Origin of the sequence: Streptomyces sp. WAC07094 (assembly GCF_036320405.1) — a bacterium.
Lineage (GTDB): Bacteria > Actinomycetota > Actinomycetes > Streptomycetales > Streptomycetaceae > Streptomyces > Streptomyces lannensis.
The window spans coordinates 38514-51180 of sequence record NZ_JAVMJZ010000001.1; the positions used below are offsets into that span (position 1 = coordinate 38514).

General features: G+C 67.7%; 15 protein-coding genes. 7 read left to right on the forward strand and 8 right to left on the reverse strand.

Annotated elements, in window-relative coordinates; all coding sequences use genetic code 11:
* Window positions 1–370 precede the first annotated feature (370 nt).
* Window positions 371–1522 carry an ISAs1 family transposase gene (locus RCR19_RS00175; protein ID WP_331263111.1) on the forward strand — a complete coding sequence of 384 codons (1152 nt, stop codon included), beginning with the start codon at window positions 371–373 and terminating at the stop codon, window positions 1520–1522.
* A gap of 289 nt (window positions 1523–1811) precedes the next feature.
* Here RCR19_RS00175 and RCR19_RS00180 read toward each other — a convergent pair whose 3' ends face one another.
* The 7 genes from RCR19_RS00180 to RCR19_RS00210 form a co-directional block, all read right to left on the reverse strand.
* A complete protein-coding gene (locus RCR19_RS00180) occupies window positions 1812–2945 on the reverse strand; it encodes an SRPBCC family protein (RefSeq protein WP_331263112.1) in 1134 nt (377 codons plus the stop codon).
* 2 nt (window positions 2946–2947) lie between these two features.
* Window positions 2948–3529 carry a DNA primase gene (locus tag RCR19_RS00185; protein WP_331263113.1) on the reverse strand — a complete coding sequence of 194 codons (582 nt, stop codon included), beginning with the start codon at window positions 3527–3529 and terminating at the stop codon, window positions 2948–2950.
* 484 nt (window positions 3530–4013) lie between these two features.
* Complete coding sequence (locus tag RCR19_RS00190; RefSeq protein ID WP_331263114.1) at window positions 4014–4616, reverse strand: alkaline shock response membrane anchor protein AmaP; 603 nt, start codon at window positions 4614–4616, stop codon at window positions 4014–4016.
* Between the two features lie 28 nt (window positions 4617–4644).
* Entirely contained in the window at window positions 4645–5097 is a 453-nt protein-coding gene (locus tag RCR19_RS00195; RefSeq protein WP_331263115.1) for a DUF6286 domain-containing protein, read from the reverse strand.
* Between the two features lie 302 nt (window positions 5098–5399).
* Entirely contained in the window at window positions 5400–5576 is a 177-nt protein-coding gene (locus RCR19_RS00200) for a hypothetical protein (RefSeq protein ID WP_331263116.1), read from the reverse strand.
* Between the two features lie 230 nt (window positions 5577–5806).
* Complete coding sequence (locus tag RCR19_RS00205; protein ID WP_331263117.1) at window positions 5807–5980, reverse strand: hypothetical protein; 174 nt, start codon at window positions 5978–5980, stop codon at window positions 5807–5809.
* Window positions 5981–6051: 71 nt separating this feature from the next.
* A complete protein-coding gene (locus tag RCR19_RS00210) occupies window positions 6052–6534 on the reverse strand; it encodes an Asp23/Gls24 family envelope stress response protein (RefSeq protein ID WP_331263118.1) in 483 nt (160 codons plus the stop codon).
* 161 nt (window positions 6535–6695) lie between these two features.
* Here RCR19_RS00210 and RCR19_RS00215 point away from each other — a divergent pair, with 161 nt between their 5' ends.
* The 4 genes from RCR19_RS00215 to RCR19_RS00230 all read left to right on the forward strand — a co-directional run bounded on the left by RCR19_RS00215 (window position 6696) and on the right by RCR19_RS00230 (window position 9317).
* Window positions 6696–7271, forward strand: coding sequence for an RNA polymerase sigma factor (locus tag RCR19_RS00215; RefSeq protein ID WP_331263119.1), 576 nt, complete (start codon window positions 6696–6698; stop codon window positions 7269–7271).
* Window positions 7262–7939: a hypothetical protein gene (locus RCR19_RS00220; RefSeq protein ID WP_331263120.1), complete on the forward strand. Its 678-nt coding sequence runs from the start codon at window positions 7262–7264 to the stop codon at window positions 7937–7939. Before RCR19_RS00215 ends, RCR19_RS00220 begins: the two co-directional genes overlap by 10 nt.
* A complete protein-coding gene (locus RCR19_RS00225; RefSeq protein WP_331263121.1) occupies window positions 7939–8316 on the forward strand; it encodes a hypothetical protein in 378 nt (125 codons plus the stop codon). The genes RCR19_RS00220 and RCR19_RS00225 overlap by 1 nt, the downstream gene beginning before the upstream one ends.
* Before the next feature lie 350 nt (window positions 8317–8666).
* Entirely contained in the window at window positions 8667–9317 is a 651-nt protein-coding gene (locus RCR19_RS00230; protein ID WP_331263122.1) for a DUF1707 domain-containing protein, read from the forward strand.
* Between the two features lie 24 nt (window positions 9318–9341).
* Here RCR19_RS00230 and RCR19_RS00235 read toward each other — a convergent pair whose 3' ends face one another.
* On the reverse strand, window positions 9342–10004 hold the full coding sequence (locus RCR19_RS00235) for a helix-turn-helix domain-containing protein (protein WP_331263123.1): 663 nt from the start codon (window positions 10002–10004) through the stop codon (window positions 9342–9344).
* 280 nt (window positions 10005–10284) lie between these two features.
* Between RCR19_RS00235 and RCR19_RS00240 the strand changes: the two genes are divergently transcribed.
* Together RCR19_RS00240 and RCR19_RS00245 are read left to right on the forward strand one after the other, a co-directional pair.
* Entirely contained in the window at window positions 10285–11766 is a 1482-nt protein-coding gene (locus RCR19_RS00240) for an MDR family MFS transporter (RefSeq protein ID WP_331263124.1), read from the forward strand.
* 79 nt (window positions 11767–11845) lie between these two features.
* Window positions 11846–12445: an SDR family oxidoreductase gene (locus RCR19_RS00245; RefSeq protein WP_331263125.1), complete on the forward strand. Its 600-nt coding sequence runs from the start codon at window positions 11846–11848 to the stop codon at window positions 12443–12445.
* Window positions 12446–12667: the final 222 nt, after the last annotated feature.

Genomic DNA, 12667 nt, shown 5'->3' on the forward strand with positions numbered 1-12667 from the left:
CGCTGCGAACGCGGGCCTACTCGGAGACCTTCAGGGGATCATCGGGAAGGTACGCCCTCCGCGTTCCTCCCGGCACCGATCCACAGGTTCCGAGCATTGCTCCCGAGCCGCGGGTCAGCAGCACTTTGTAGGCGTTGCGGATCAGGCGGTCGACGTCGCGCCAGGCATCGCCTTCTCGCAGACCAAATCCGTTCACGCGGTGCGGCCTGGACGCTCCCGGCCCGCCGGCCAGACGGGGCGTGGCATGAGCAGGGCGATTTCAAAGTCTGAGTGATCTTGTAAGTGTGCAGGTTACGGTGCGCGACGCAACGCAACGAAGCTCCGTTGTGGAGGTGACCTTCCCAAGTCGCCTTCGCCCAACGGAGCTTCGATGTGCCGCCAGTCTGCCACCGTCTGCCTGACCAAGTCGCCCAGCCGTCAGCATCGGTCGATCGGTCCGCTGGCGCTGCGGCTGCAGACGCTGGCTGATCCCCGCTCGCGGCGCGGGAAGCGTCACCCGTTCGTGGCGGTGCTGCTGGTGGCCTGCTCGGCAGTGACCGCCGGAGCACAGTCTTTCGCGGCCATCGGGCAGTGGGCCAAGAACGCGCCGCAGGACGTCCTGACCCGGCTCGAGGCCCGCACTGCCACCGCGCTCGGTGTGCGGGTGGCACCGAGTGGAGCGACGATCCGCCGGGTCATTCTGCACACCTGCCCCGGAGGCTTGGCCGACCTGCTGGGATGCGAGCCGGATGGGAGCGAGACGTTGGCTGTGGACGGCAAGAGCGCCCGCGGCTCGCGCCGTGGCACCACCCCGGCCGCCCACCTGCTGGCTGCGATGACCGGCGGCGGGCAGACCGTCACCCAGCTGCGAGTGCCGGACAAGACAAACGAAATCACCTGCTTCGCCGCCCTGTTGGAACCCTTCGACCTGACCGGCATCACCGTGACTGCAGACGCCCTGCACACCCAGCGTGATCACGCCCGATTCTTGGTGGAGGGCAAGAGGGCCCACTACGCGTTCACCGTGAAGAAGAACCAGAAGGGCTTGTACGAGCAGTTGCGCACCCTGCCCTGGCAGGAGGCGACCGCGAAGTTCTACGACCGGACCACAGGACACGGACGCCTGGAGACCCGGGTGGTGCAGGCGCTGACCGTCACCGAGCTCGGCGTGGACTTTCCGCACGCCGTCCAGGTCGCGAAGATCGTGCGGCACCGCACCAGCGTCACGACCGCCAAACGCAGCCGCGAGACCGTCTACCTCATCACCGATCTGAGCAGCAGGCAAGCCTCCCCGGAACGGATCGCGAAGATCGTCAGATCACAGTGGGTGATCGAAAACCGGCTCCACTTTGTACGCGACACCACCTACCGCGAGGACGCTTCCAAGATCCGTACCGGACACGGCCCAGAGAACATGGCCGCCCTCCGTAGCTTCGCCATCAACCAGCTCCGTGCCGCCGGCCACACCAACATCGCGGCCGGACTGCGGGAGATGGCCCTCCGACCCTTCGAGCGACCGCTGACCCTCCTCGGACTCAGCTGACCAGCATCAACCCCGGATCATCGGACTTTGCAATCGCCCTGGTGGCATGAGGGCTAGCAGAGGTTCCGTGTGGGAAACACGAATTACCTTCATGACGGCCATGAACTGCATGCAGTCGGTGGCGTTCCCGCCCGGTGACGACGAAAGCAAACGGGCGGGACAGGGCGTCGCAAGCCGGGCGGATTTTGCCGGTCAGCCCGCTACGCGACCGTCAAAGATTGCGTCGGCCACTTCGAAGCCCACACCTCCGCGCCCGGTGGCACCGTTGCTGCAGCCCCGCTGGGTGTCATCAGCGCCGGCTCCGGGCGGGCGATCGCTTGGCGTCGCGCTCGTCGGCCTCTTCTTCGTATTCCCCTTCTTCCTCTTCTTCCTCTTCGTCGTTGCCCTCGTTGTCTTCCTCGTCCTCGTACTCGCCCTCCGGTTCCTCTTCGTCGGACTCCTCCTCCTCGTATTCGCCTTCGGGTTCCTCTTCCTCGGGCTCTTCCTCGGGCTCCTCTTCCTCGTACTCGCCCTCCGGCTCTTCCTCTTCCTCTTCCTCTTCCTCTTCCTCTTCCTCCTCGGCGATCGCATCCTCGTGCGTACGGACCACCTCGCCGTCGCGGATCTCGCCACGCCAGCTGTCCTCCGCCTCTCCCTTCAGGGTGATGAAGCGGACGAAGTTCTTGAGGTCCAGGCGAGTCCGGCGACCCTGAGCGCGCCAAATGTTGCCGGTCTTCTCGAAGAAGCCGCTGGGGTAGTACTCGATGAGCAGCTCGATCCGCGTCAGATTCTCGGCGAGCCAGTGGAAGGAGACGACGCCCCTTGTCGTACCCTTGGCGCCCTCAGACGTCCAGGAGATGCGGTCGTCGGGCACCTGCTCGTTAGTCTGAGCCTTCCAACTGCGGTTGGACCACCACACCTTGGCCTGCCAGTCGGAATGGGTGTCGTCGGCACGACTCGCGCTTTTGACGCCTTTCGCGAAGGTGCTGAAGTCCTGGTATTGGGTCCACTGGTCGTAGGCGGTGCGCAGCGGCACACCGACATCGATGGACTCGAGAATGACGGTGGGCTTGTTGCCCGCACGGCCCTTGCCCTTGCTCTTGCTCTTGCCACCGGTGACGCTCTTGACGGCTTCGCCGATTTTCTCCTTGGCCTGGCCTGCGCCCGTCTCCATGACGGCGCGCAGCGGCCCCTTGCCTTCGACAAGTTTGCGTCCGCCTTCCAGGGCCATCTTGGTGAGGCCGGGGCTCTTGCCATCGGCGATGTCGGTGAGTTTGCCGGTGGTCTCGCCGAGCTTGCGGCCCGCGCCGGCGAGCATCCGCTGGCCTTGCGCCGCCAGGTAGCTCTGCAGCTCCTTTTTGAGGTGGTCGACCGCTTCGCTCTGGGCGAGCTGGGACAGTCCGCCCTTTGCCTTGCCGTTCCCGGATGTGTCGGCGTCTGCCATCGTCACCGCCCCCTTTCGCCGGCCGACCCGCTGGTGGCGCGACGCGCGCCGCCCTTCGTGGTGGTGGCCTTCCTCGCTGGAGCCTTCTTTGCAGGGCCCTTCTTTGCAGGGGCCTTCCTGGCGGTCGCCGAGGTCTTCTTGGCCGGAGCCTTCGCCTGCGCCTCACGTGGAGCCTTCTCGCCCTGGGAAGCCTCGCCAGCGCCCTCTTCCTCTCCCGCTTCCTCTTCTTCGTCGTGGAGGCCGGACAGATCGGAGGTCGCCGGTACGCGACCGGAGAGCTGCTCACGCGCGCGGTCCGTGCGGCCGTGCAGCCGCTTTGCAAGGCCCTCGAGCTGCCGCTCGACCAGCGGGCCGGAGGCTGCCTTGCCCACTCCGCGCAGGTCCTGGCGCAGCTGGTCGCCGATCTCCTTGAACTGCGGATTGTTGTGCAGTTGCTCGCTGATCAGATCCGTGACGCCCTTGGGGCTCAGATGCATCCGCTTTCCGGCGACCAGCGAGCCCACGGCGCATGCGAGCTTCATCTTCTTTGTGCGTCCGAGGACGTACCCGGCCCCTACGGCGAGGCCCAATACCAGTCCGTTCATCGTGTCGTCCTATCGACTGTTTCCGATGTATGGCCCTGCCGCTCCCAGCCAGGTCGCGCGGCTTCGGCGGTCACGTCTCTGATCCCCTGAACGGTGCCTCGCGCCAGTGCCGCGGCAGCAACAGAGCCCCTATGAGCAACCCCTTGGATTTCTTCTCCCCCGACACCCGTGCTCGTCGACATGGGCTCGGCAGCGCCACAAGCTCCACTTGTACGGCGGTAGCGAGCCGTTCACCCCGCGCTGCAAGGAGCGGACGGCTCTCGCGGGCCTCTGTTTTCCGCGGCGGCCAAGAACTCACCGGCCGAGGCCCGAGTCACCTGGAAGGAGAGGTTGACCGGTCAACAGGTGGACTCGGGGCCGACGCTGACGGCGCCGGCAGCCGGTTCCAGCAGGCTCTGAAGCTGCGCAGCGTCCTCCTCCTGGACACGACCTTTTAAGCGAGTGCCCAGCGTCTCCCCTGCAAACACCGCGAGATGTGGTGGGCCTATTCGGCACGGCGGGCTTTGTGAGGAGTGACGCGCAGGCGGGCCTCAGTGGGTAGAGGGGGCAAGCCGGACTGGTGGGCGGTGCGCAGCGGGCCCTTGCAGAGGGCATGGAGGACGGCCTCAGGTGTCCCCTGAGGGGTGAGGGAGAGGGTGATGTGGGCGCGCGGGTGGGCAAGTCGGCCTGTGATGCGGACAGTCGCGTGCTGGACTCCGGGCAGTGCGCCGGCCTCCTTGGCAATGACATCGCTGAGCGTGCGGGCGCGCAGTTCGACGCCTTCTTGCGGGGGGCTGCCCACGGGTATCCCGCCCTGGTGACGCCGGGACAGTTGGGCCAGTAGCCACCACAGGGCGAGCGCGGTGATGAGGACGAGTGCGGCGATGACTGCGGGCCACCACCACCAGCCCTGGCTGCTCCAGCGGACTCGGTCGGCGGAGCTGAGCAGGATGTCGTCCGGGGTGGTGAGGGGCCAGCCGGCCGGCGGTGCCAGGTTGTGGCTTGCGTAGAGGTCGAGCCCGGCGGTGATGATCAACAGTCCGCCGCCGAGCAGTACCAGCCCGATGAGGGCCAGCAACGTCCGGTTGAGTACGGGTCGCGGCGTCATGGTGGCAGCTCCGGATACTGGTTGTCGCTCAAGCGTTGCGTTGCCGCACACGTACGACGAGGCGGGGGGTATGGGTGAGGGCGAGCTTCTCGCGTTCCTCGTTCAGGACGGCGGCAAGATCGGCCTTGACGTGCTTCGGATCGCGGAAACGGACGTCCGCGCGGGCTTTGATGCGGTGGCGCCGCACCCGGACATGGGCTGCGCCGACGCCGGGGACCCGCATGGCGGCGTCGCGCAGCAATGCAGCGGCACCGTCTCGGTTCAGTGAAGCCCGTAGTCGGGCGGGACATCCGGCAGGCGAGCGCAAGGGAAGCCAGTGGCGTAGGCCCGGGCTGAGTGCCAGGGCGATCAGCCAGATACCGACGACTGCGGCCACGGCGGCTCCGGTGAGCATCCACACGTCGTCCACCGGACGGGTGGCCAGCTCGTCGGCCAGGTGCTTGCGCCAATCGGCCGCCTGGCGTCCTGCTCGTACGGCCACGACGTCGATCAGTGTTGCGCCTGCCGCGACAACGATCGCCGCGGCTACCACCGCGGCCGGAATGCGGCGCGCGGACCACGGACGGTGTGTGGTGTGCCGCCTGCTGTGGTCGTGTTCTGCCGTATCCGGCCGGGGTGTGTCGCGTTCGGGCGGTGCAGGCCCGATCGGCTTCTGCTCCGGCGACACGGTGTTGCGGCGCGCCGTCGGCGGGGAGTCTGGAGCGGGAGGGCCCGGGTGGGGTGTCATTGCCGGTCCTCCTTCGTGTGAGTGCGCGGCTTGCTGTGCGACGCGATCCGGCAGGCTCACCGGACCCGTCCCCGGTTCGCGGCCGTCACCAGGCGCCGGACGGTCAGGGTGACCTCTCCGACGTGCAGGCCGGTCAGCTGAGTCACTCGCTCGGCGACGTCGTGCTGTATCCGCTCGCAGAGGGAGGGGAGGTCTGCGGGATAGGGCAGGTCCAGCGCCAGGTGCAGGCGCACCCGTCCCGTGTGGGAGGCCGCGGAGGCGCTGGGGACCGACGATCCGCCCCGCTCGGGTGGTAGGGCGGCGCGCCGGGATTGAGCCGCACGTGCGGCCCGAGCGGCGATCCGGGCGACCACCTTGTCTGGTATGACCGTGGCACCGCGCTCGGCCGGGGGTGGCAGGCCGGCGGTCCGCGGCGATGGCGGCGGTCCGCTGCCGGTGGATACGGCGGAGCCGGGGCGGGCATTCACTGACGCCTCCGTGAGCGGAGGGCAAGATCCAGGTCTCCTTGCACCGCGAGGCCGGCCGTCAAACCGGCCACGCCCAGAACCAGGACCAGCAGGAACGCCCAGAAGCCGCCGAAGTAGCCTGCGAAGCCCAGCGCCATGCCTGCTGCCAGCCCCGTAATCGCTGTGTTCATCTCGCACTCACCTTCTCGCGAGCACCCTCACGTCCCGCCGTCGGCGCCGAGGACGCCCGGCGGTACGGCGGTCACCTCACGCGCCCCTCGTCCGATTCGGACTCGTCCTCCTCGTCGGGCAGGTGGACGTCATCGACGGTGAGGTTCACCTCGACGACCTCCAGTCCGGTCATCCGCTCCACGGCACTGATCACGTTGGTGCGCACGTCACGGGCGACGTCGACGATGCAGACGCCGTACTCGACGACGACGTCCAGGTCCAGGGCGGCCTGGCTCTCCCCGACCTCGACCTTCACCCCTTGCGCGACACTGCCGCCCGGGCCGGGGACGCGTTCGCGCACCGCGCCGATGGCACGGGCCATGCCCGCCCCGAGGTTGTGGATGCCCGGTACCTCGCGGGCGGCCATCCCCGCGATCTTGGCGACCACGCCGTCTGCGATGGTCGTCTTCCCCCGGGTCTCCGCCGGAGCCTCGGCCCCGGTATGGCCCTTCAGCGCGCTCACGCCCGCCTCCGGCCGCCTGTCCAAGCCGATGCTGGTGCTGTTGTCGGTCATGGCGGTCGCCTCGATCGGTCGGTCGGACCGGACATCATGTGATGCCCGTCACAAGGTTGGACACCTCGCAGGGCGCACTCCTCACACCCATTCGATGTGACGCACATCACATTCATCGGATCGGGTACCTGACCGTCGTGGGACCGGCGCACAGGAGTCGCATGATGGAACGAACCGGGTTCCCGCAGCTGGAAAACGACCTGCCGGACGGGCTGCTGGCCGTGCGGGCTGCCGAGGGAGACGACGACGCATTCGCTGTTCTCGTCCGGCGCCACAGCCGTGGCCTGCTCGGCCTCGCCTGTTACATGCTCGGCAACTCCCAGGACGCCGAGGAGGCTGTTCAGGACGCCTTCGTCAGCGCCTGGCGTTGCCTGCCGGAATACCGCCACACAGCGCAGTTCCGCACCTGGATATACCGCATCACCGTCAATCGCTGCCTGACCATGCTGCACCGCCGGACGCCGCCCCTCCCTCTGGACACCGTCGCCGAACCCGCGGCGGGCGACGAGGCGAGCTCGCCCGCCCGAGCCGCGGAGGACGACGCAGAAGCGGCCGCCTTGATGTGCGCGCTCGGTGAGATGGATGCCGCACTGCGTGTCTGCTGGATCCTGCGGGAATTGCAAGACCTGTCCTACAAGGAGATCGCCCAGGTGACACAGACCAGCGAGCAGGCGGTCCGAGGCAGACTGTTCAGGGCACGTCGGCTGCTGAAGGAGGCGATGGCCCCATGGCGCTAGACGATCCGCACGCACAGCCTTCCGAACCACCGGGCAACGACGGTCCTCACGACGACCCGGCCACCCGCGACGCAGCCCCGTTCGCGGGCGACCAGGCACTGCCCTGCGGCCGCCTGCTCAGCAAGGCCTGGGAACAGGCGCAGGACGCGACGCCGACCACCGATCCGCACGCCGCCTCATGCCCCCACTGCCGCGAGGCCGTCGAAGGACTGGCCACGTTGAACGCGGCCACGCGGGCGCTGCGCGCCAAGGATCCTCCCGGCCTGCAGGCGCTCGCCCACCGTGTCATGGACATCGTCCGGGCCGAGGTCCGGCTCGGACGGCTCCTGCCTCTCGCCGACACGGTCCTGGACCTGCGGATCGCAGAAAGCGCCGCGGCGAAAGTCCTGCGGCGGGCCGCAGACGCGGTACCGGGCGCCAGGGCCGCAACCTGCCGGCTCGCACCCGAAGGGGAGGGAACCGGCGTACAGGTGACCATGACCCTGGCCGCCGCCCTCGAGCGCCCACTGCCCGACACGGTCAATCAGGTCCGTCGATCGATCATCCATGCCGCCGAACAAGCCCTGGGACTGGCCGTGACGACCGTCGACATCATCGTGGTCGACACACTCGAGCCCTTCCCTCCCCCGGCAACAGGCTCCGCAGCAGCCCCAGAAGGTGAAGCGTGATGGCCGCCACCGCAACGTCCCCTCCCCCTACAGTCGCAGCCGAGGCAGCCCTCGCGGTTCCCGGGGTGGCCGGCCTGCAGCCCCGCCTGGCCCGCCGCCTGGCAGCAGCCGCGCTGCCCACCCGGCCGGAGACAACAGCGGGACGCATGCCGCCAGAAGCAGGCGTGCGCACCGACCCGCTCCCTGACGGCTCGGGATGGCACATCGAGGTGCGCTGCGTCCTGGTCGAGGGCCACAGAGCGGTAGACGCAGCCCGGAACGTCCACAACCAGGTACGGGCCACTGTCCTGTCCTACCTCGCCGCCCACGGCGCCCCGGTAGCGGTCACCGTCACCGTCACGGTCACCCGCATCGCCGCACGGGACCACACAGCATGAGCGCCCCACGCGACGTCCCGGGACCAGACGCCGATGCGCGCCGTAACTGTCCCTGACGTTGTTCGCCGGCCGAAGCCTTCTGGTCTGCGGCGGCTCCGTTTGAAGAGAGTCCTGCACACTCCGGACGCGACGCCAGCGGCCCGGGAACCGTGTGAACTGGCCCCATAAGATGCGGCTGTTGTCCCAACCGCGCCTCGGCCAGTGGATGCCGCATTCCGTGAACCGGCGCTCACCCATCACCTCGCCATGATGGAGCCCAGCCGGGATCCATGTCGCGATACAGCGTTAGTCTTCTCCTCGCGCCGCCGCCTGCGTCGCGCGGAGACATTCCACCGGACCAGGACGGAAGCATGTCGGGAGAGATCTCGCCCAGGGGGAAGTACTCCAGCCCCGGCTCGTCGCCCCAGCTGCGGGCCTCCCACGCGGACCGGGACCGGGTGGTGGATGTGCTGCGTATCGCGGCGGGGGACGGCCTTTTGACCGCAGACGAGTTGGACGAGCGCTTGGAAGCTGCCCTGTCGGCGCGGACTCTGAGCGAACTGGCCGTGCTCACCGCCGACCTGCCGGCCGTGCCCACCACCGCGAACGGTACCGCGGTAGAGGCCAAGGACGTCGTCCGGATCGAGCAGGTGTTCAGCGGCGCGGTCGAGCGGACGGGCCGCTGGGTGCTGCCACGCAGGCTGGAACTCGCGGTGACCTGGTGCGACGTGACGCTGGACTTCACCGAGGCCGTGATCACACAGGACACCCTGCGGATCGACGTGGCCATGGCGGGGAAGAGCCTGACGCTGATCACAAAGCCGGGCGTCGAGATCGATGTCGACGGCCTGACCCTGATCCACTGCAAGTTCAGACACCGCCGCACGCAAACACCCACGGACACACCGACCACGCTGCGCGTGGAGCTGGCCGGCCAGAAAACCCACGGCAAAGTGGTAGTGCGGCCCCCGCGTCGGACGTTCGGGCAGTGGCTGCTGCGCAGGCCCGCGCCCTCAGACTGAACCACGCGCGGACGCTTCGCTCAATCAGGAGGCAGAGGCGCTCGTTCGAATGCCGTAGCCCGCAAGGCCTTCTGCCAGAAGGGCAGCTGACTCATCGATCCAGGCGTTCAGCGCATTCAGGCGCTCGTCGGCTGACGCAGAGGCGACACGCTCGCGTGCCTCCTCGCTGGTGACCAGCCGGAAGAGCGAGATGAGCTGGGCTGCGACGAGGCGCGGTGCCGGATGTCCGGCCTCGCTCTCGCTCTCCTCGGCCAACACATGGGCCAGAGCCTGCTCGAAACGCTCGTACATGAGCAGCAGCCGGGCACGGAGTTGGGGGACCCCGCCGAAGGCGGTGTGGAAAGCTTCGATGCCGTTTGCGTGTTCGTCGGCGGCGGCGAGGTCCTTGAGGAAGACGCGTACGGCATCCAGTGGGGACTGGCCCACCTCACGTTCGCGCACTGCGTCACACAGGGCGTCCTGCACATCGGCTTCACCGGCGAAGACGAGGTCTTCCTTGGAGTCGAAGTACTTGAAGAGCGTCTTGACCGAGACGTTGGCCCGGTCGGCGATCTGGGCGACGGTGACGCCCTCGTAGCCGTGTTCGGAGAAGAGGTGCTCGGCAGCGTCGAGGATTCCCTGGCGGGTCATCTGCTTTTTGCGCTCCCGGAGCCCGGGGCGGGGGACGTCGGCCGTCACTGCTCGCATAGCACTCACTATAGACACTCACACGAAAAATTCAACTCACTTACCTTTTCCACCCTTCATCGGGCTGCCTACGGGCGCCGCACCGGACTCGCCTCCTCTCCGGCAGCAGCTGAACCCGCCTGAGGCATCCACCCGGCGGGCCACTCTGCACTCAGGCGATCATGCTCCGCGGTCGAGTCACGCGGAAAGTCGCGTCAGGCGATTTCCGCCTTGCGGCAAAAAGGTGAGTCAGTTACCTTCGATAGGAACTTACCTCTTCTCACCTCCCGGAGGTCGGACCGTGTCCGCCCAGACCACCCCGATGCCGCACCCCGCAGCCGGCACCGAAGACGGCCCCCCGCACGACGGCGGCGTACTGCTGCTGATGGTTCCGCTGATGCTGGTGCTGTTCATTTCGAACCTGGATCAGACGATCGTGGCCACCGCCCTGCCCTCGATCGGCAAGGACCTCCACGACGCCTCCGGCGCCTCGTGGGTGGTCACCGCCTACCTGCTGACCAGCGCGGTCACCACACTGATCTTCGGCAAGCTCGGCGACATGTACGGCCGCAAGAAGATCTTCCAGTTCTCCATCGGGGTCTTCCTGACCGGCTCACTGCTGTGCGGGGTGGCCGGCAACATGACCGTCCTGATCTTCTTCCGCGCCCTGCAGGGCATCGGCGGTGGCGGCCTGAACTCCCTGGTCATGGCGATCATGGGTGACCTGGTCCCCGCCCGCCGGCGCGCCAAGTACCAAAGCATCACCGGCATGGTCGCCACCCTCGCCCTGATCGCCGGCCCACTGCTGGGCGGCGCCTTCTCCGACGGCCTGTCCTGGCGCTGGATCTTCTACATCAACCTGCCCGTCGGTATCGCGGCCTTTGTCACCGTCGCCGCCAAGCTGCGCCTGCCGCGCCCGCAGGCCTCCAGCGGCCGCATCGACTACGCCGGCGGCGTGCTGGCCACCGTCTTCACGGTTGCGGTCATGCTGTTCACCACCTGGGGCGGCACCCGATACGCCTGGTCCTCAGGCATCGTCCGGGGCCTCATCGCCCTCAGCGCCGTTGCGCTGATCGCCTACGTACTCGTCGAGCGCCGCGCTGCCGAGGCGATCACACCGCTGCGCCTGTTCCGCTCCAGCGTCTTCAACCTCGCCTCGTTGCAGTTCTTCCTGGCCACGCTGGTGCTGTTCGTCGGCATGCTCTACGTGCCGATGTTCCTGCAGACCGTGCAGGGCAAGTCCGCCTTCACTGCCGGCCTGTACGTCATCCCACTGCTGATCGGCCTGGTCGCCGCTGCGCTGATCTCCGGCCCGGTCATCAGCAAGACGGGCCGCTACAAGCTCTACCCCGTCATCGGCTCGATCCTGACCGGCACCGCCATGTGGCTCGTCAGCTTCTCCGACGCCTCCACCAGCACGCTCACCCTGATCACGCTGCTCCTCGTCGCCGGCGTCGGCATCGGCTTCTTCGTGCAGGTCTCCCTCCTGGCTGGACAGAACGCCGCCGCATACCAGGACCTCGGCGCAGCCACCGGCACACTGAACTTCTTCAAGAGCATCGGCGGCGCCTTCGGCGCAGCAGCATTCGGCGCAGTCCTTACCGCCCAGCTCGGCAACACACCGTCCACGGCCACGACCGCCCACGCATTCCAGACCGTCTTCTTCTTGGCCGTACCGTTCATGGCGCTCGCCCTGGTCTCCTCCCTGGCCATGAAGGAGAAGCCACTGTCGGACGAAATGATGGAAGTCGCCCAGGGCAAGGTCGAGGTTCCCGAGTACTAAGCGGCTGTCACTGTCCTGGCGGGGGCGCCGCAGTGGCGACACCCCCGCCAGGCACGTCCCCATGCCCAGGAGCTCTTCAATGCGTTCCCACTCCCCCGGCAACCTCGTATACAGGGTCTGTCTCGTCACGCACGCCACCGGGACAGGACTGGCAGCAGCCCGGTACCTGCATCGGCAGGGAGCCCAGGTCATCCTCACGGACAGCGACCCGGACGATCTCGAAATCACCGCGCGCCAACTAGGCAGCCGCATCCCCGCCATCGCCTGCGACCTTTCCACGATCGCGGGAATCGAGAGCCTCATCCAGCAGATCGACGACCGCTACGGCTACTTGGACCTCGTCCACACCAGCATCGAGATGACGCACCGTCATGACCCGTACGCGCTCGACGAGCAGGACTTCGACCTCTATGTCAACGCCACTCTCAAGAGCACGTACTTCCTGGTCACCCGATCCCTTGAGCTTCTGAATGACGAAGCGTCCGTCACCCTGGCCGCGCACTCATGCTGTGTACGCGATCCGTTGTGCAGTCTCCCAAGCCGCCATCGATGCCTTCGCTGTCAGTCTCGGGTCCGCTCGCCACCTGAGAGACCGTGGGATTGGCATCAGCGTCCTCACCTGCGCCTCCCTCAGCCTCGCGGCCCGCAGCCGGATGCGGCGGCAGCGGCTGGAAGCTGAAGCCCGCCCACCCAAGCTGACACCGGACGGATAGCCCGTCACGGCATGCGCGGAGTCTCGGCCACTGCAGTGGCCGAGACTCCGCGCATGCCGTGGCTGCTCGACCATCCGCGTCCCACCGCAGCATTACCGAGTGAAGCTATGGCTTGCTCGGCGAGCACCACGCGACGCCTTCGCCTCCCGTCTCAGCCGGGGACGTCACGCGATGGATGCGCGGGCCGG

Excerpts from the sequence above, each read along its gene's own strand:
- RCR19_RS00245 (WP_331263125.1), top strand. The coding sequence starts at position 11,846 with ATGCGTTCCCACTCCCCCGGCAACCTCGTATACAGGGTCTGTCTCGTC.
- RCR19_RS00225 (WP_331263121.1), top strand. The coding sequence starts at position 7,939 with ATGGCCGCCACCGCAACGTCCCCTCCCCCTACAGTCGCAGCCGAGGCA.
- RCR19_RS00210 (WP_331263118.1), bottom strand. The coding sequence starts at position 6,534 with ATGACCGACAACAGCACCAGCATCGGCTTGGACAGGCGGCCGGAGGCG.
- RCR19_RS00180 (WP_331263112.1), bottom strand. The coding sequence starts at position 2,945 with ATGGCAGACGCCGACACATCCGGGAACGGCAAGGCAAAGGGCGGACTG.
- RCR19_RS00185 (WP_331263113.1), bottom strand. The coding sequence starts at position 3,529 with ATGAACGGACTGGTATTGGGCCTCGCCGTAGGGGCCGGGTACGTCCTC.
- RCR19_RS00215 (WP_331263119.1), top strand. The coding sequence starts at position 6,696 with ATGATGGAACGAACCGGGTTCCCGCAGCTGGAAAACGACCTGCCGGAC.
- RCR19_RS00190 (WP_331263114.1), bottom strand. The coding sequence starts at position 4,616 with ATGACGCCGCGACCCGTACTCAACCGGACGTTGCTGGCCCTCATCGGG.
- RCR19_RS00175 (WP_331263111.1), top strand. The coding sequence starts at position 371 with ATGTGCCGCCAGTCTGCCACCGTCTGCCTGACCAAGTCGCCCAGCCGT.
- RCR19_RS00205 (WP_331263117.1), bottom strand. The coding sequence starts at position 5,980 with ATGAACACAGCGATTACGGGGCTGGCAGCAGGCATGGCGCTGGGCTTC.
- RCR19_RS00230 (WP_331263122.1), top strand. The coding sequence starts at position 8,667 with ATGTCGGGAGAGATCTCGCCCAGGGGGAAGTACTCCAGCCCCGGCTCG.
- RCR19_RS00220 (WP_331263120.1), top strand. The coding sequence starts at position 7,262 with ATGGCGCTAGACGATCCGCACGCACAGCCTTCCGAACCACCGGGCAAC.
- RCR19_RS00235 (WP_331263123.1), bottom strand. The coding sequence starts at position 10,004 with ATGCGAGCAGTGACGGCCGACGTCCCCCGCCCCGGGCTCCGGGAGCGC.